This is a genomic window from Streptomyces cyaneofuscatus, assembly GCF_042718795.1.
Classification (GTDB): Bacteria; Actinomycetota; Actinomycetes; order Streptomycetales; family Streptomycetaceae; genus Streptomyces; species Streptomyces cyaneofuscatus_A.
The window spans coordinates 135,761-152,231 of the sequence record NZ_JBHXOX010000019.1 but is presented as its reverse complement, the minus strand read 5'-3'; the positions used below and the strand labels follow the sequence as shown (position 1 = coordinate 152,231).

Here is a 16,471-nt window from a genome sequence, read left to right as displayed (position 1 = left end):
GTGTGGTGGATGTTCCGTGTGTGGCGGGTGTTCTGTGTGTTCCGCCACCGGCCCGGCGGGCCTCGGGTCGGCGCCCACCGTCATCGCCCGGTTCCGGCGGCGTCCACGAGGACGCGGGCGAGCTCGCCCGGCCGGGAGAACATCGGCCAGTGGCCGGTGTCCAGGGTGACCAGCTCCCACCGCTCGCCCTTCAGCAGCGCGGCCACGTCGGGGCCCGGCTCGGCTCCGTCGAGCAGGCACTTGACGTACGTCGCGGGGAACTCGCCGAGGGAGCCCCGCAGGACGGCGGGTTCGGTGAGGGTGGCGCCCGGGTGGGGTGTGGCTCCCGCCACGATCCGGGCCGTCTCCTCGTCGCCGAGCTCCTGGCCCGCGCAGTCGGCAGCGGTCAGCGCGGGCCAGAAGCCGTCGTTCGCGGCGATCGCCGCCTCGACCTGTGCCCGGCCCTCCGGCCAGCCCGAAACGAACGACTCGCCGTCGGCCGGAACGCTGGAGTCGACGAAGACCACACGGGCCAGCCGGTCGCCGATCCGCTCCGCCGCCTGTCCGACCGGAATGCCCGCGTAGCTGTGCCCGACCAGGACGACGTCCCGCAGGTCCAGGCGCTCGACATGGCCGACGATGTCGTCGACGTGGGTCTGCTGTCCTGCCCGCACGCCCTGCCGGTCGGCGAGGCCCGACAGGGTCAGCGGATGGGCCGTGTGCCCGGCCTCACGGAGGCCGGGCAGCACATCGCTCCATGCCCACGAGCCGAGCCAGGCGCCTGCCACCAGTACGAAGTTCGTCATGGCAGCAACGTAACGCAGGGGTCTGACAGTCCCCTCCGATTCCTGCGGGGCCGCGTTCGCTAGGTTCTCCGTACGCCGAAGAACCCGAGGAGAACAGCTGTGCCTTCCCCCACCCCCGCCCCGGCTTCCTCTCCCGCCGTGGGCGTCCTGCTGCCGCGCGATCTGCCCACGGAGCTGATCCTGCCGTTCGCCCGCCGGGCCGAGGAGCTGGGGTTCGCCTCGGTGTGGGTGGTGGAGGATCTGGGGTTCCGCGGCGGGATCACCCAGGCCGCCACCGTCCTGGCCTCCACGTCCCGGATCAGGGTGGGCGTCGGGCTGCTGCCCGCAGGCGCCCGCAACGTGGCGTTCGCGGCGATGGAGATCGCCTCCCTGGCCCAGCTCTTCCCCGGCCGGACCGACATCGGCGTGGGACACGGGATGCCCGGCTGGATGCGGAGCGTCGGCCAGTGGCCCGGGAGCCCGCTCACCTTCCTCCACGAGTACATCGACGCCCTGCGCGCGCTGCTGCGGGGCGAGGCGCCGGAGGTCCGCGGGCGGTACGTGCACCTCGACTGCGTCCGGCTGGAGAGCTGCGCGCTGCCCGACGTGGTGCCCGACATCCTGGCGGGCGTGCGGGGGCCGAAGTCCCTCGCGGTCTCCGGTGAGGTGGCGGACGGGACGATCCTCGCCGAGCCCGTCGCCCCCGAGTACGTACGGGCGGCCCTCGGGCAGATCGCCGCCACCCGCCCGCACCGGCTGGTCGCGTACAACATCGGCTCCGTCGACCCCGATCCCGCGGCGGCCCTCGCCGCGGCACGGCCCGGGCTGGAGTGGATCGGCGAGCCGGAGTGGCACGCCCACATCGCCCCGCTCCCGTTCGCCGCGGAGCTGGTGGAGCTGCGGGCGGCGTGCGCGACCCGGGAGGAGTTCGTCCGCCGCCTGCCCGATGCCTGGGTCGCGCGGCTCGCGGTCACGGGAACGCCGGAGGCGGCCCGCGCCCGGCTCGGCGAGCTCGGGGCGGCGGGCGTCACCGACGCCGTCCTCGCCCCGGTCGGACCGGACCTGCTCAGGGCCTTGGAGTCGCTGGCCGGCGTCCTCTGACGGCTCGGGCCACGCCTTCCGGACGGCTGCGGGCCCCACCTTCCGTATGTGTCAACTTCCGATCGGACAGGGGGCATTGTCAGCCGTTCTTGACTGCTTTTCGCTATGAACGGAGGCCGCGGGGCTCGGCGAGGCAGGATGGCCTGCGTGATGGGCAACCTCCCTGTCGTGACGACCAGCTTCGTCGGCCGCGACAGCGAACTGGACAGTATCGACCGGGCACTTCGTGATCACCGGCTGGTCACGCTCAGCGGGAGCGGCGGGGTCGGCAAGAGCCGTCTGGCCCTGCAGACCGCCGGGCAGGTCCGGGACCGGTACGTGGACGGCGTGTGGTGGGCCGACCTCTCCCATCTGGACGACGACCAGCTCCTCAGCACGACGGTGTGCGACGGCGTCGGGCTGCTGGACCACAGCTCCCGCCGCCCGGTGGCCGCGCTCTGCGAGTGGCTCTCCGACCGCCGGCTGCTGCTCGTCCTCGACTGCTGCGAGCGCGTCGTCGACTCCTGCCGGCAGCTCGTCACCGAACTGCTCTCCGCCGCGCCGGGGCTGACCGTCCTGGCCACCAGCCGACAGCCGCTCGGCGCGGAGGGCGAGCACGCCCTGGAGGTTGCCCCGCTCTCCTCGGGCGAGGACGGCGACGAGGCCGTCCGGCTCTTCCACGACCGGGCCGCCACCGTCGTCCCCGGACTGGTGCTCGACGCGCCCGGCGACGCGGCCGCCGTGGCGGAGATCTGCCGCCGCCTCGAAGGGATACCGCTCGCCGTCGAGCTGGCCTGCGCGCAGCTCCGGGAGAGCAGCGCGCAGGAGATCACCGGGCGGCTGGCCTCCCGGCTGGACGCGCTGAGCGACGACACGCTCTGGCCCCGCCGCCACCGCGCCCTGCGCACCACCATCGGCTGGAGCCACGAGCTCTGCGCCCCGCTGGAGCGCCTGCTGTGGGCGCGGCTCTCCGTCTTCCGGGGCGTCATCATGCCGGCCGACGCCGAGGCGGTGTGCGCGGGCGGGCCCCTCGGCGCCGAGGAGGTCGGCCCCGCGCTGGAGAGCCTCGCCGAGCAGTCGGTGCTCCGGCGGTCCGGTGACGGCTACCGCATGCTGGACACGCTGCGCGAGTACGGGGCGATGTGGCTGGCCGAACTGGGGGAGGACGCGCTCCTTGCGGACCGGCACGCCCGGCACTTCGCGCAGACGGCCGTGCAGGCGCACGCCGGCTGGCTGGGCCCCCAGCAGGTCGAGTGGTACCGCAGGGTCGCCTCCACGCACGCGGATCTCTGCGCGGCCCTGGAGCATCTGCTGGCCGAGGACCCGGAGCGGGCGATGGAGATGGCCGGGTGCGCCGGTCTGTTCTGGAGCTGCTGCGGCCACCTCCACCAGGCCCGGACCTATCTGGAGCGGGTGCTGGCCCTGCCCCTCTCGGCCGGTCCGCACCGCACCCGTGCGCTCTGGGCCCTCGGCATCACGCTGACGCTGCAGGGGGACCATGAGGCGGCCCGCCGCGTGGGTACGGAGTGCGAGGAGGCGGCCCGCCTCGGGCAGGACGCCGAAGGGGCCCTCTCGGCGGCCCACTCCATGAGCTTCACCTATCTGATGATGGGCCGCCCGCAGACCGCGCACCTGGTCAGCGACCACGCCCTGCGCCGGCACCCAGGGGATCCCGCCGACGCCCCCTCCCAGATGCGCTGCCGGGTGATACGGCTCTTCGCCCTGTCCGCGCTGGGCCGCCTGGACGAGGCGTACGAGGAGGCGACCCGGCTCCAGCGGATAAGCCTGCGCTTCGGCGAGCACTGGGCGCGGGCCTACGCCGACCACCAGCTCGCCCTCATTCACCTCCTCCAGGGCCGCCCCCGACACGCCGAGGGCCACGCCCGCGCGATGCTCGCGAGCAAGCACGAGCTCCGCGACAGTCTCGGCATCGCCCTCGGCCTCGACCTGCTCGCCGGTGCCATCGCCGCCCAGGGGGACGGGGTCGCGGCGGCCCGTACCTCCGGCACCGGACACACGTACTGGCGGATCATCGGCCACCCGCACCGCGGCACCCCCGAGCTCGGGGCGATCCGGGAACAGTGGGAGCTCCAGGCCCGGCAGGCGGCCGGGAACTCGGCGTACGAGAGGGCCTACCGCCGGGCCTCGGCCGACGACGCCGAGCGCGGCCTCGCCGATGCCCTGGAGCGGCAGCTCCCCTCGTGACCGGGCCCGTCCGCCGTAACGGCTCTGTGGCTCCGCCCGCCGGAGCGCTCGCCAGCCTCCCGGTATGACGATCATCAGCCGACTCCGGCCCGGTCATGCCGAGGCACTGCTCGCGTTCGAGCGGGAGAACCGCGCGTACTTCTCGGCCTCCGTGCCCGACCGGGGCGACGACTACTTCACCGGCTTCGCCGCACGCCACCGCGAGCTGCTCGCCGAGCAGGACGCCGGGCTGCACCACTTCCACCTCGTCGAGGAGGCCGACGGCACCGTGCTGGGCCGGATCAACCTCGTGGGGGTGGCGGACGGTTCGGCCGAGCTCGGCTACCGGATCGCCGAGAAGGCGGCGGGGCGTGGGCTGGCGACCTGGGCGGTCCGGCAGATCTGCGGCGTGGCGGTCGCGGAGTACGGGCTCACCGCCCTGCGGGCGGAGACGACGCTCGACAACGCGGGTTCCCGCGCGGTGCTGGCCCGTACGGGGTTCGAGCCGGTGCAGGACGTCATGTTCGGCGTCCGGCCGGGGCGCCGGTACGTCCTCGATCTGCGCGGGGACACGTCCCGGGCCCGGTGAGCGGCACCTCCTGAGGGACGGAGGGGGACGGCGAGACGGCCGGATGGTCCACTCCGGGGGCGGGCTCCGCCCCGCCGCCGGATGCTGGGCTCGCGGCAGCCGCCGGCCAGGGGCTGCCGTGGAGTCAGGCCCAGGACGTCCAGGGGTCGTCGGGGAAGCAGGCCCAGGACACCCCGGGGCCGTCGAGGGATCAGGCCGGGGACACCCCGGGGCCGTCGAGGGATCAGATCGGGGACACCCCAGGGTCGTCAAGGCATAAGGCCGGGGACACCCCAGGGTCGTCAAAGGATCAGGCCCCGACGCGTTCAGGGAATGTCCGGCCCGATCGCCCCACACCGCCCAGCCCTTCCTGAGGCCCGGCCCGACCGTTCCGGCCCCACCTTCAGGAGGTACCCGTGCCCACTCGTCCCCTTCTGCGCGCCCCTTCCCGGCCGCTACGGCGGAAAGCCGTCGTCGCCGTGCTGGCCGCCGCCTCGCTCGCCGGGCTGATGACCGGCCCGGTCCAGGCGGGCGGTGACGGGGGCGAGCGCCCGCACAGCCCGGTCGACCGCGGGCTGCAGCGCAGGCTCCAGGCACTCGTCGACACCCCGGGCGGACCGCCCGGGGCCATCGCCGTACTGACGGCCGGCGGTCGCAGCGAGGTGTACCGGGCCGGTACGTCGGAGGTGGGGACCGGCCGGCCGCCGCAGCCCTCCGACCACATGCGGATCGCCAGTGTGGCGAAGGCCTTCAGCGGCGCGGTCGCGCTGCACCTGGCGGACCGGGGGCGCCTCTCGCTGGACGACACGCTCGGCCGGTGGCTGCCCCGCCTCCCCGCCGCCTGGCACCGGGTCACCGTCGCCCAGCTCCTGAACCACACCAGCGGGCTGCCGGACTACACCGAGTCGCCCACGTTCATCGCCGAGTTCGCGGCCGATCCACGCCGCCGCTTCGACTCGCGCAAGCTGCTGCGGTACGTCGCCGGGGAACCGCTGCGGTTCCGGCCGGGTTCGGCATACCGCTACTCCAACTCCGACAACATCGCCGTGGCCCTGATCGCCGAGGCCGCGACGGGCACGCCGTACGAGCGGCTGCTGACCGAGATCGTCTACCGGCCACTGGGGCTGCGCGCCACCTCGCTCCCCCAGGGGTACCGGCTGCCGGAGCCGTATCTGCACGGCTACGACGTGGAGCCGCCGAACCCGCCGGAGGACCTCTCCACCGCGATCAGCGCCTCGGGGGTGTGGGCGTCCGGCGGCATCGTCTCCACGCCCGAGAACCTCGGCACCTTCATCCGCGCCTGGGCCGGCGGCCGGGACCTGAGCCCGCAGATCCGCCGTAAGCAGCTCACGTTCGTCGCGGGCGCTTCCGAACCGGCGGGCCCCGGGCGCAACGAGGCCGGACCCGCCCTCTTCGCGTACCGGACGAAGTGCGGAACGGTGTACGGCCACACCGGCAACTTCCCCGGCTACACCCAGCTCGCCGCGGCCACCGAAGATGGCAAGCGGTCGCTGACCGTCTCGCTCACCTCGCAGGTCAACAGCGAGACGAACCCGCGGCTGCTGGCCACCCTCCGCGGCCTCCAGGAGGACTTCGTCTGCCGGCTGCTGGAGCGGCGCAAACCGCACGGAGCATAGGAGAAGACGGGGCGTAGCAGAGACGGGGCATAGGAGAAGGGGTACGCCGAGTGTCGGCGTACCCCTTCCTCACGTAGCGGTGACCCGTCCGGGGACGGTCAGTCGTTGTCGGTCTCCTCGCGGACGATGGTGTCGTTCTTGGCGTCCACGTCGAACGTGGTCTTCTTCCAGTCGGAGCCGACGACGTCGACCGACCAGACGACGCTGCCGCCGTCGTTGCCGTCGGCCTCGTCCAGGCTGACGGAGGTGACGGTCCCCTTCTTCTTCTCCGTGGCGACCTTGGCCGCCTGCTCGGGCGTCTGCGTGGCCTGGGCGAGCCGGTCGGCCGTCTGCTTCTTGTCCTCGGCGTCCTGGTCGGCGTCGACGCGGGCCTCGATCACCTTGCCGTCGACCGCGTTGATCCGCACGGTGTGGACCGTGCCGTCCTTCTCGGCGACCTCCGCGACCCAGACGGGGCCGTCGGCGCCCGGGCTCGCGGACGGCGAACCGGTCGTGTCGGGGCTGCCGGTCGGGCTCGCGGTGCCCGTGGGGCTGGGGCTGGGGCTGCCGGTCGGGCTGCCGGTTCCGGTCGGACTCGGGCTCTCGTCGCGGTCGTCGTCGTCCACACCCTCCAGGTCCAGGTCGACGAGCTTGCCGCCCGCCACCTCGCCGACCGCGGTCGTCGCCGCGTCGTCGAAGGTGACCTTGGTGGCGTCCAGCACACTCTTGCGTTCCTGCTGGTCCTCGGTCAGGTCGGCGGTGGACGACGGGGACGCCGTCGTCCTCTGCGGGAGGACCTTCGCGGCTTCGGTGGCCGCGGACGTCGCACTGTCCGAGCTCTGACCGCATGCCGTCAGCAGGAGAGCGGCGGCCGCCAGGCAGGCGGCGGCACCGGTCGCCCTGAGGTTGCGGGAGCGTAGGGAAAGACGGTTGTTTCGTCGGGGCTCAAGTCTCATGTACGCATGCCTAGCCCTCCCAGCAATCAGTCATGTTGTCCTACCGGGCGGAGTCACCCGATCGACCGGGCGCCTCCGCCCGTTGGCCGCCCGCGAGGCCGCGCGCAGCTCCCCCCGGGCGGGGCGCACCCGGGTGCGGAACAATGGGGGCGGGGCAGGCTGTCGTCCTGGCCCCGCCGGGAGGCCGTCATGGAGCACACGGAACGTTACGAACTCATCTTCCAGATGTCCGGCGCCGAGGACGACGTGGTCGCCGTCCGGCTGACCGACCGGACCGGAGCGGGCGGATATCCCGTGTACGAGGACGAGACCGGGATCGTCCGCGCCGAGATCAGCGACCGGGGCGAGGTGCGGATGCTCGCCAGCGGAGGCCACCAGATCCCCGGCACCCCGCTGCTCGCCCGGCCCCTCGCCGAAGGGGCTCCCCGGAGGCGCTGAGCGGACCGAGCCCACGGATGACCGGCGGGGCGCACCGGCGAAACGGCGCGCCCCGCCGAGCTGTCCCGCCGTCGGTGCGCACCTCGCACCCGCCCATGCCCAGCCACGCTCGGTCGTGCCCAATCACGCCCATCCATGCCCATCCATGCCCAGCCACGCCCACTTCCCGCCCGAATGTGTTTACTTTCCCGAATCTCGGACGTAACCTGAGCGCGAAACCACAGACTCGGGCATGAAACGGATACGAAACCACATGTACGCACCGGAGCGTCAGCAGGAGATCCTCCGCCTCGCCCAGGAGAGCGGCCGGGTCGACGTGCTCTCCCTGGCCGAGGAGTTCCAGGTGACCGCCGAGACCGTCCGGCGGGATCTCAAGGCGCTGGACCGGGCGGGGCTGCTGCGCCGGGTGCACGGCGGTGCCATCCCGGTCGGGCGGCTCGACTTCGAGCCGGACCTCGCCGAGCGCGACGCCCTGGCCGCCGACGAGAAGGACCGCATCGCGCAGGCGGCGCTCGCCGAGCTGCCGGCGGACGGCAACGTGATCATCGACGCCGGGACCACGACGGCCCGGCTCGCCGCGGCACTCCCCATCGACACCGCGCTGACCGTGGTGACGCACGCCCTGCCGGTCGCCGCCCGCCTCGCCGACCACCCGGGCATCGCGCTGCACCTCGTCGGCGGCCGGGTCCGGCACCGGACGCGGGCGGCGGTCGACGCCTGGGCGCTCGGCGCGTACGCCGAGATCAGCGCCGACGTCGTCTTCCTCGCCACCAACGGCTTCGCGCCCGACAGCGGCCTCACCACGCCCGACCTCGCCGAGGCCGCCGTGAAACGCGCGGTGGTCAAGGCCGCCCGCCGGGTCGTCCTGCTCGCCGACTCGGGCAAGTTCGGGCAGCGGCACTTCGCCCGCTTCGGTGACCTCACCGACGTGGACCTCCTCATCACCGACACGGGCCTCAGCCCCGACGACGCCCGCTCCATCGAGAGCCGGGGCACGGAAGTGGTACGCGCATGATCCTCACCGTCACCCCCAACCCCAGCCTGGACCGGACGTACGAGTTGCCGGACCTGGTCCGCGGCAGCGTCCTGCGGGCCACGGCCGACCGCGTCGACCCGGGCGGCAAGGGCGTCAACGTCTCGCGCGCGGTCGCGGCGGCCGGCCACCGCACGGTCGCCGTCGCCCCGATGGGCGGGCCGGAGGGCGCGCTCCTGGCCCGGCTGCTCGGCGAGCACGGCATCGAGGCCGCCGGGGTCCCGGTCACCGGCTCCACCCGGATCAACATCACGCTCGTCGAACCGGACTCCACCCTCACCAAGATCAACGCCACCGGGCCCGAGCTCAGCGCCGCCGAGGCGGAGGACGTCCTGGAGGCGGTGCGTACGCGCTCCGCGTCCGCCGACTGGATCGCCTGCTGCGGAAGCCTGCCGCGCGGGCTGCCGCCGCAGTGGTACGCGGAGCTGGTCGCGCGGAGCCACCGGGCCGGTGCGCGGATCGCACTGGACACCTCCGGTGCGGCGCTGACCGCCGCGCTGAAGGAGGGACCCGATGTGATCAAGCCCAACGCCCAGGAGCTCGCCGAGGCCGTCGGCCGTCCGCTCGCCACGGTGGGCGACGCCCTGAAGGCGGCCGAGGAACTGCGCGAGCGGGGCGCCGGAGCGGTGCTGGCCAGCCTGGGGGCCGACGGGCAGCTACTGGTGGAGGAGGCCGGGGCGTACTTCGCGACCGCCCGGGTGGCGACCGTACGCAGCAACGTCGGCGCCGGCGACGCCTCCCTCGCCGGCTTCCTGACGGCGGGCGGCCGGGGGCCGCAGGCGCTTGTCTCGGCCGTCGCCCACGGGGCGGCGGCCGTGCAACTGGCCGGGAGCCTCATGCCCACCCCGGCCGATCTCGACCCCTCCGCGGTCGCGCTGAGCACGGAGGTCCCCCTGGACCGCCCGCTGACGGAGCCCGCCCCGTGAACGCCACGCCCCCCGCACTCCCCCGCATCTCCCCTGACGAGCCCGCCGCCTTCCATCCCCCGCGCCGCCTCCCGGCGGTCCCCGAGCAAGGAGCACCGCGATGAGTGAGCTGATCACCGCGGAACTGGTCGACCTCGATCTGTCCGCCGCAACCAAGGACGCCGCCGCGAGGTCGCTCGCCGAGCGGATGGTGGCCGCGCACCGCGTCACCGACCTCGACGGCTTCCTGGCCGATGTCGCCGCCCGCGAGGCGCAGATGCCGACCGGCCTCGACGGCGGGATCGGCATCCCGCACTGCCGGAGCGAGCATGTGAGCGCCCCGACGCTGGCCTTCGGGCGCAGCGCCCGGGGCATCGACTTCGGCGCGGCCGACGGACCGGCGGACCTCATCTTCCTCATCGCCGCTCCGGCCGGGGCGGACGACGACCATCTGACGATCCTGTCGGGTCTTGCCCGCAGGCTGATGGACCCGGAGTTCACCGCCGCCCTGCGCGCCGGGGACGACCCGGGCCGGGTCGCCGCGCTGATCCGGGGCGAGGAGCCGGCGCCGGAGCCCGAAGCCACGACGCCGATACCGGCGGCCGATGACACCGCCGGTAGGCCCTTCCGGATCGTCGCCGTCACCTCCTGCCCCACCGGCATCGCCCACACCTACATGGCCGCCGAGTCCCTCACCGCCGCCGGCCGGGCCGAGGGCGTCGAGGTGACGGTGGAGACCCAGGGGTCGGCCGGCTTCAGCAAGCTGGACCCCGCCGTCGTCGCCGCCGCCGACGCGGTCATCTGGGCCCATGACGTCGAGGTGCGGGAGAGGGCCCGCTTCCGGGGCAAGCCGCTCGTGGACGTCGGGGTGAAGGCGGGCATCAACCGGCCCGCCGAACTGATCGCGGAGGCCCGCCGCAAGGCGGAGCGCGGTGAGATCGCCGCCGTACCGCAGGGCGGGGACGGGCCGGCGGACGGTGCGGACGGCGGATCGGGTGCGGACGGTGCGCACTTCGGGGTGCGGCTGCGTACGTATCTGATGTCCGGCGTGAGCTACATGGTGCCGTTCGTCGCGGCGGGCGGTCTGCTGATCGCCCTGTCGTTCGCCATCGGCGGCTACGAGATCGTGGACGCCAAGTCGGTCGCCGACCACTTCGTCTGGGGCCAGGCGGACAGTTGGGCCGCGCTGCTCAACCAGATCGGCTCCGCCGCCTTCGGCTTCCTGGTGCCGGTGCTGGCCGGGTACATCGCGTACGGGATGGCCGACCGGCCGGCGCTGGTGCCCGGCTTCGTCGGCGGGGCGATCGCGCTGACCGTCGATGCCGGGTTCCTCGGCGGCCTGGTCGCGGGTCTGCTGGCCGGTGCGGTGGTGATGGCCATCCAGCGGGTCCCGGTCCATCCGACGCTGCGCGGGATCATGCCGGTGCTGGTGATCCCGCTGATCGCGTCGGCCGTCGTCGGGTTCCTGATGTTCATCGTGGTCGGCAAGCCGATCGCCGCGCTGCAGAGCGCCCTCACGGACTGGCTCAACGGCCTCTCCGGCTCCAACGCGGTCATCCTCGGTGTCGTCCTCGGCCTGATGATGTGCTTCGACATGGGCGGCCCGCTGAACAAGGTGGCGTACGCGTTCGCGGTCGGCGGTCTCGCCGATCCGACCGACGGCAGCCTCAAGGTGATGGCGGCGGTCATGGCGGCCGGCATGGTCCCGCCGCTGGCGATGGCGCTCGCCACCACCGTACGGAAGAAGCTGTTCACGAAGACGGAGCGGGAGAACGGGCGGGCGGCCTGGGTGCTGGGCGCCTCGTTCATCACGGAGGGCGCGATCCCGTTCGCCGCCGCCGACCCGCTGCGGGTGATCCCGTCGGTGATGGCGGGCGGCGCGGTGACCGGTGCGCTGTCGATGGCCTTCGGGTGCACCCTGCGCGCTCCGCACGGCGGGATCTTCGTCGTCCCGCTGATCGGTGAACCGTTCCTGTACCTGCTGGCGATCGCCGCGGGCACCCTCGTGGCGACAGCGCTGGTCGTCCTGCTCAAGGGCGCCCGCGGGACGGTCCCGGTGCCCGCCGACGAGGCGGGGGCCACGGCCGCCGACTCCCGGGTGGGGGTGACCGCCTGACCCGGCGCGCTCACGGTAGGGGGCACAAGATCTCCGATCTTGTGCCCCCTACCGCTGCCGGTGGCTAGATTGACCGGCATGAGCGAGAGCTGGGACGCGGCCGACCGGGCCGTACTGACACTGCCCTCCGGACGCCTGATACGCGGCCGTGGCCTGCGCCACCCCCTGCCCGAAGGGCCCGAGCCGGAGTTCGCCGTGTATCTGCTGGGGCGTACGCCTCCCGAGGTCGGCTGGGAGTCGCGGTGGCTGCGGTGGCCGGACTTCCGGCTTCCGGCCGACCCGCACCAGGCCCGGGAGCTGCTGGAGGAGGTGTGGCGGCGGGCCCCCGGCGAGCGGGTGGAGGTCGCCTGCGGGGGCGGGATGGGGCGGACCGGGACGGCGCTGGCCTGCCTGGCCGTGCTGGACGGGGTCCCCTCCGATGAGGCGGTGGCGTTCGTCCGCCGCGGGTATCACCCGCGCGCGGTGGAGACCCCGTGGCAGCGGCGCTACGTACGCAAGTTCGGCCGACCCCGGTAGCCGTCAGCGTGCGGAGAAGGTGTCGGGGACGGGCAGGGTGTCCCAGCGTCCGGCCGGCCAGGCGATGACGACGGCCCGGCCGACGACCTCGTCGACCGGGACCATGCCCTTGTTGCGGTCGTCGGTGTGGTAGCGGGAGTCCGCCGACGCCTGGCGGTGGTCGCCCATCACCCAGAGCTTGCCCTGCGGGACGGTGACCTTGAAGGTCCCCTTGTCGTCGTCGCTGCACGGGGTGTTGCCGGGGAACACATAGGGCTCGTCCAGGGCCTTGCCGTTGACCTTCACCGGTCCGTCGCCCGCGCACTCCACGGTGTCGCCACCGACGCCGATCACCCGCTTGATGAGGTCCTTCTCCTCGGCCGACGGCATCAGACCGACGAAACTCAGCGCCTTCTGCACGGTGTTGGGCGGGTCGACGGCCACGTCGTCGAGCCAGCCGTCCGGGTCGTGGAAGACGACCACCTCGCCCCGTTCCGGCTCGGATCCGAACCACGGGGTCAGCTTGTCGACGAGGACCCGGTCGCCCTTCTGCAGGGTGTTCTGCATGGACTCCGACGGGATGGAGAAGGCCTGGACGAGGAAGGTCTTGATGAGCAGGGCCAGGATCAGGGCGATTCCGACGAGGAGCGGGAGCTCCACCCAGAACGGCCGCTTCCGTCTCGTCCCCGCCCGCCGTGCACCCGCACGCACCATCACGCCGCTCCTCGCCCCGTGTCCCGCGCACCCGCCCCGGTGGGGAACGGATCTTGTCGGGTCACTCTATGGGGCGCTGCGGACGCGGCGGACCGCGCCTCCGGGGGCGGGGCCGGGAGGCGGGGGCTGATCGCTAGGAGGCGGGGGCGGGCGGTGCGGCGGGGGCGGCGCCGTCCGGCGGGACCGTGGCCCCGTCACCGGCGCGCACGGCTTCGACGATGCTCTGGTGGAAGGCCCGGCTCTCCTCTTCGGAGGCGCACGGCACGGGGCTGCCCGCCAGGGTGAACCAGTCGGACGAGCCGCTGTACTGCACGGCCACCGACGCCTGCCCCTCGGACCACGTCGTGTGCACCGTGAGGTCTCCGCTCAGGATGCCGGCTTCTTCGGTGCGGACTCCGCCTGTTCCCGCGAAGACACCGCTGGTCGTCCACGATGCCCAGCTCATGACGTGTCGCCTTTCGGACGATGACAAGCCTCTGCGGCGGACTGCTTCCGAGTATGGCACCGCTGCCTGGCGGGTGCACGGGTTGCGGAGGCGCTTCCTCCGCAACCCGGTCTCAGCCGCGTTCCCGTACGCCCCGGACGAAGGCGGCTTGGCCCGCGTGCTGGAGGTCCTCGGCGATGACGCTGATCAGCCGGACGCCCAGGGTGACCGGGGGCGACCAGGCCTCGTCCACGATGCGGTCGAGGGCCCGGCCGTCCAGTCCGCGGACGAAGGCGAGGGTCTGTTCGTGGACGGCGTCGTAGTAGCCGAGCAGCAGGTCGGCGGAGTCGACGCGGACGGCGCCGACCTCTTCGCTGCTGTGCCCGTACCCGGTGGCCTCCTCGTCGAACGGGAGGCCGAAGCGCTCGGCCCAGCCCTTGGTGAGCCAGACCTGGCCGGTGGAGGCGGCGTCGGCGATGTGGTCGTCCTGGACCCGGGTGAGGTGCCAGATCAGCCAGGAGATCGAGTTCGCCCCGCCGTCGATCCTGGCATTGAGGTCGTCGGCCGAGAGCCCTTCGACGGCCCCGTGGACCGCTTCCGCGACCCGGTCGAACGCCTCGGCGAGCATGTTCGCACTGTTCATCCGTTCACCTTCGCCTCCTGGCCCGCGCGAACCACGCTCCGACACACGCGCGCCGGTCGCCTTAGGATCGGCGCATGGTCCAGAGCCGTGCGGAAGACGTCGATCAGTACCTCGCCGAACTGCCGGAGGAGCGCCAGACCGCGCTCACCGAGCTGCGCGCGCTCTGCCGCGCGGAGCTGACGGGGTTCTCGGAGGTGATGGCGTACGGCATGCCCGTCTACGAGCGGGACGGGACCGGCGAGGTCGCCTTCGCCAGCCAGAAGCAGTACATCTCGGTCTATCTCCTGCGCACCGATCTCCGGGACGCGTTCGCGGACCGGCTGGCCGGCCACGACATGGGCAAGGGGTGCCTCCGCTTCCGTACGCCGGAGAAGATCGACTTCACGCTCGTACGGGATCTGCTCCGGGCAACGGCGGCGACGCGGGGCCCTGTCGGCTGAGCCCGGCCTACCGCAGCCCGTCCAGCCACCCGGTCAGCAACCGGTTGACCTCGTCGGGGCGTTCCTGCTGGATCCAGTGGCCGCAGCCTTCGAGGATGTGGGCGGCGGAGAGGCCGGGGAGAGTGGCCGGGTAGGCGTCGATGGCGTCGGCCATCCAGGTGGTGGAGGCGTCGAGGGCACCGCCGATGAACAGGGAGGGCTGGGTGATCGGCGCTCCGTGCCAGGCGGCGAGGTCCTCCCAGTCCCGGTCGACGTTGCGGTAGCGGTTGAGGGCGCCGGTGAGGCCGGAGCGTTCGAACTCGCCGCTGTAGACGTCGAGGTCGGCCTCGGTGAGCCAGGCGGGCAGCGGGCCGGTGGGGAATCGGTCGGAGAGGCGCGCTCCCGGGGGTACGAAGAAGAGGCGGCCGTGCTCCTCGGGGGTGAGGGTGCCACCGGTCAGGCCGGTGTAGAAGCCGGCGAGCCAGCCGCGTACGTCCCGTTCGATCTCCGCCTCGGCCCGGCCGGGGGCCTGGAAGTAGCTGACGTAGAACTCCTCGTCACCGCCGATCCGGGCGAAGCCGTCGGTGGGGCGATGGTCGCCCCGGGGTGCGTAGGGGACGCTGAGCAGGCCGACGGCGGTGAAGACGTCCGGCCGGAGCAGGGCGCTGTGGGCGCCGATCGGCGAGCCCCAGTCGTGGCCGACGACGGTGGCGGTCTCCTCGCCGAGGGCGTGGACGACGGCGGTGTTGTCGGCGACGTGGGCGAGCATGCGGTATGCGTCGGTGGCGGCGGGCTTGGCGGAACGCCCGTAGCCGCGTACGTCGATGGCGGCGGCCCGGTATCCGGCGGCGGCGAGCGCGGAGAGCTGGTGGCGCCAGGAGTACCAGGACTCGGGGAAGCCGTGGACGAGGAGGACGAGGGGGCCGGTGCCCTGCTCGACCAGGTGGATGCGGCCGCCGGGGGTGTCCACCAGGCGGTGGACCGCGCCCTTTTCGGCGGGGGTGGTGGGGTCGTCCGTCGGGGGCTGCGGCACGGTTCCTCCTCGGGCGCCCCAGGGGTACGGGGGCCGTCGTGACGGGGCGGTCGGGCGGCCGGGCCGGAGCCCGGTCCGGCCGCCCGGTCACGATCATTCGGGGGCGTCCGCCGCCCGCACAAGGATCTTTGCCGGACCGGCAAAGGGAGTTCGGCGGGCGGCGGGCGGTCAGACGAGCAGCCGCAGCAGGTGGGAGCAGGCGGTGGCCTCGTCCGGGTGGCGGGCGAGGACGTCGTCCTGGCCGCGTTCGTACGCTCCTGTCTCCCATCCGCCGTCCACAGCCCTTCGTACGAAGAGGAAGTCGGGCGGCGTCGGGACCGGCTCGTGGACGCCTTCGATCCGGTAGTAGCCGCCGGGGATTCCGGCCTCCATGAGTGCGGCGTGCAGTGCCCGACGGTCCACGGGGTGTTACGCGGCCGACGTGAGGTAGCCGTGGTCCAGCAGCCACTTCACGTTCAGCCGCTCACCCTCGCCCGGGTTCAGGAAGACCGGGTCGAGCTTGATCTGCCGGCCGCCGCCGGGCTGCTCGAACCACGGGGCGATGCTGCCCTGCCAGACCCAGAAGGGCTTCGCCACCTTGTAGACGCGGTAGTCGCAGGGGGTCGCCGCCTCCCGGGTGTTGAGGTTCTGCGGGGGCAGGGCGCGCTCGGCGTAGGCGTCACCGGCCGGGGCCAGATAGCCGCCGTACTCCGAGCCGAAGCGGTCCAGGCGCTGGCCGGGGCGGAGCTTGGAGGGCTCCTTGTCGATCTCGCCGTTGACCTCGCCGAAGCCGTCGTTGGGCGGGTACTTCCAGCTTCCGGTGTCCGCGGGCCCCTCCCAGTACTTCTTGAGGAAGGCCTGCGGGGAGAGGTCTCCGGTGCGCTGGTAGCCCTTCAGCAGCGGGCCGACCGGGGCGAGGCGCTGGTTCGGCAGCCACTTCGGGCCGAGCCGGGCGTCGCCGCGGTATTCGCCGGTGCAGGGTTCGTGCCGCTCGGCGGCCGCCGGGGCGTCCGGCTGCGGGGCGGCGTTCGCGGCGGGGGCGGTGATCAGTCCGGCGGTGATGCCGAGCGCGGCAAGTACGGTACGCATGCGGTTCATTCAGGG

At 73.3% G+C, this 16,471-nt stretch carries 18 protein-coding genes; 10 read left to right on the top strand and 8 right to left on the bottom strand.

Translation table 11 applies throughout. The features are described 5' to 3' along the window. Positions 1–80 precede the first annotated feature (80 nt). On the bottom strand, positions 81–785 hold the full coding sequence (locus ACFWRT_RS22530) for an alpha/beta fold hydrolase (RefSeq protein WP_380953785.1): 705 nt from the start codon (positions 783–785) through the stop codon (positions 81–83). Positions 786–884: 99 nt separating this feature from the next. On the opposite strand from ACFWRT_RS22530, the gene ACFWRT_RS22525 reads away from it, so the two are divergent. The 4 genes from ACFWRT_RS22525 to ACFWRT_RS22510 all read left to right on the top strand — a co-directional run bounded on the left by ACFWRT_RS22525 (position 885) and on the right by ACFWRT_RS22510 (position 6,233). Beyond that, complete coding sequence (locus tag ACFWRT_RS22525; protein ID WP_380953784.1) at positions 885–1,865, top strand: LLM class flavin-dependent oxidoreductase; 981 nt, start codon at positions 885–887, stop codon at positions 1,863–1,865. A gap of 150 nt (positions 1,866–2,015) precedes the next feature. After that, positions 2,016–4,049 (top strand): ATP-binding protein, encoded by a 2,034-nt coding sequence (locus ACFWRT_RS22520; RefSeq protein WP_380953783.1) that lies wholly within the window; start codon positions 2,016–2,018, stop codon positions 4,047–4,049. Between the two features lie 64 nt (positions 4,050–4,113). After that, entirely contained in the window at positions 4,114–4,617 is a 504-nt protein-coding gene (locus tag ACFWRT_RS22515) for a GNAT family N-acetyltransferase (protein WP_380953782.1), read from the top strand. A gap of 488 nt (positions 4,618–5,105) precedes the next feature. Further along, entirely contained in the window at positions 5,106–6,233 is a 1,128-nt protein-coding gene (locus tag ACFWRT_RS22510) for a serine hydrolase domain-containing protein (protein ID WP_380953830.1), read from the top strand. Positions 6,234–6,331: 98 nt separating this feature from the next. On the opposite strand, the gene ACFWRT_RS22505 is transcribed toward ACFWRT_RS22510, so the two are convergent. Then, positions 6,332–7,168, bottom strand: a complete 837-nt coding sequence (locus tag ACFWRT_RS22505) for a PepSY domain-containing protein (RefSeq protein WP_380953781.1) — start codon at positions 7,166–7,168, stop codon at positions 6,332–6,334. Positions 7,169–7,357: 189 nt separating this feature from the next. Here ACFWRT_RS22505 and ACFWRT_RS22500 point away from each other — a divergent pair, with 189 nt between their 5' ends. The 5 genes from ACFWRT_RS22500 to ACFWRT_RS22480 all read left to right on the top strand — a co-directional run bounded on the left by ACFWRT_RS22500 (position 7,358) and on the right by ACFWRT_RS22480 (position 12,176). Then, on the top strand, positions 7,358–7,606 hold the full coding sequence (locus tag ACFWRT_RS22500) for a DUF6296 family protein (RefSeq protein ID WP_380953780.1): 249 nt from the start codon (positions 7,358–7,360) through the stop codon (positions 7,604–7,606). A 253-nt stretch (positions 7,607–7,859) separates the two neighbouring features. After that, positions 7,860–8,621 carry a DeoR/GlpR family DNA-binding transcription regulator gene (locus ACFWRT_RS22495; protein ID WP_380953829.1) on the top strand — a complete coding sequence of 254 codons (762 nt, stop codon included), beginning with the start codon at positions 7,860–7,862 and terminating at the stop codon, positions 8,619–8,621. Then, positions 8,618–9,565 (top strand): 1-phosphofructokinase, encoded by a 948-nt coding sequence (gene pfkB, locus ACFWRT_RS22490; protein ID WP_380953779.1) that lies wholly within the window; start codon positions 8,618–8,620, stop codon positions 9,563–9,565. Before ACFWRT_RS22495 ends, pfkB begins: the two co-directional genes overlap by 4 nt. Before the next feature lie 100 nt (positions 9,566–9,665). Beyond that, positions 9,666–11,660 (top strand): PTS fructose transporter subunit IIABC, encoded by a 1,995-nt coding sequence (locus tag ACFWRT_RS22485; RefSeq protein ID WP_380953778.1) that lies wholly within the window; start codon positions 9,666–9,668, stop codon positions 11,658–11,660. Positions 11,661–11,738: 78 nt separating this feature from the next. Then, the gene (locus tag ACFWRT_RS22480; RefSeq protein WP_380953777.1) at positions 11,739–12,176 is read left to right on the top strand and encodes a protein-tyrosine phosphatase family protein; all 438 of its coding nucleotides are present in this window, start codon (positions 11,739–11,741) and stop codon (positions 12,174–12,176) included. A gap of 3 nt (positions 12,177–12,179) precedes the next feature. Here ACFWRT_RS22480 and lepB read toward each other — a convergent pair whose 3' ends face one another. The 3 genes from lepB to ACFWRT_RS22465 all read right to left on the bottom strand — a co-directional run bounded on the left by lepB (position 12,180) and on the right by ACFWRT_RS22465 (position 13,936). Next, a complete protein-coding gene (gene lepB, locus ACFWRT_RS22475; RefSeq protein ID WP_380953776.1) occupies positions 12,180–12,869 on the bottom strand; it encodes a signal peptidase I in 690 nt (229 codons plus the stop codon). Between the two features lie 133 nt (positions 12,870–13,002). Further along, the gene (locus tag ACFWRT_RS22470; protein ID WP_380953775.1) at positions 13,003–13,314 is read right to left on the bottom strand and encodes a hypothetical protein; all 312 of its coding nucleotides are present in this window, start codon (positions 13,312–13,314) and stop codon (positions 13,003–13,005) included. Between the two features lie 112 nt (positions 13,315–13,426). Beyond that, positions 13,427–13,936 carry a mycothiol transferase gene (locus ACFWRT_RS22465; RefSeq protein ID WP_380953774.1) on the bottom strand — a complete coding sequence of 170 codons (510 nt, stop codon included), beginning with the start codon at positions 13,934–13,936 and terminating at the stop codon, positions 13,427–13,429. Between the two features lie 74 nt (positions 13,937–14,010). Here ACFWRT_RS22465 and ACFWRT_RS22460 point away from each other — a divergent pair, with 74 nt between their 5' ends. After that, positions 14,011–14,376 carry an iron chaperone gene (locus ACFWRT_RS22460; protein ID WP_380953773.1) on the top strand — a complete coding sequence of 122 codons (366 nt, stop codon included), beginning with the start codon at positions 14,011–14,013 and terminating at the stop codon, positions 14,374–14,376. A gap of 7 nt (positions 14,377–14,383) precedes the next feature. Here ACFWRT_RS22460 and ACFWRT_RS22455 read toward each other — a convergent pair whose 3' ends face one another. From ACFWRT_RS22455 to ACFWRT_RS22445, 3 genes are all read right to left on the bottom strand, one after another. Continuing rightward, positions 14,384–15,388 (bottom strand): alpha/beta fold hydrolase, encoded by a 1,005-nt coding sequence (locus tag ACFWRT_RS22455; RefSeq protein WP_380953772.1) that lies wholly within the window; start codon positions 15,386–15,388, stop codon positions 14,384–14,386. A 168-nt stretch (positions 15,389–15,556) separates the two neighbouring features. Next, a complete protein-coding gene (locus tag ACFWRT_RS22450) occupies positions 15,557–15,790 on the bottom strand; it encodes a hypothetical protein (protein ID WP_380953771.1) in 234 nt (77 codons plus the stop codon). 6 nt (positions 15,791–15,796) lie between these two features. Further along, entirely contained in the window at positions 15,797–16,465 is a 669-nt protein-coding gene (locus ACFWRT_RS22445) for a TNT domain-containing protein (protein WP_380953770.1), read from the bottom strand. Positions 16,466–16,471: the final 6 nt, after the last annotated feature.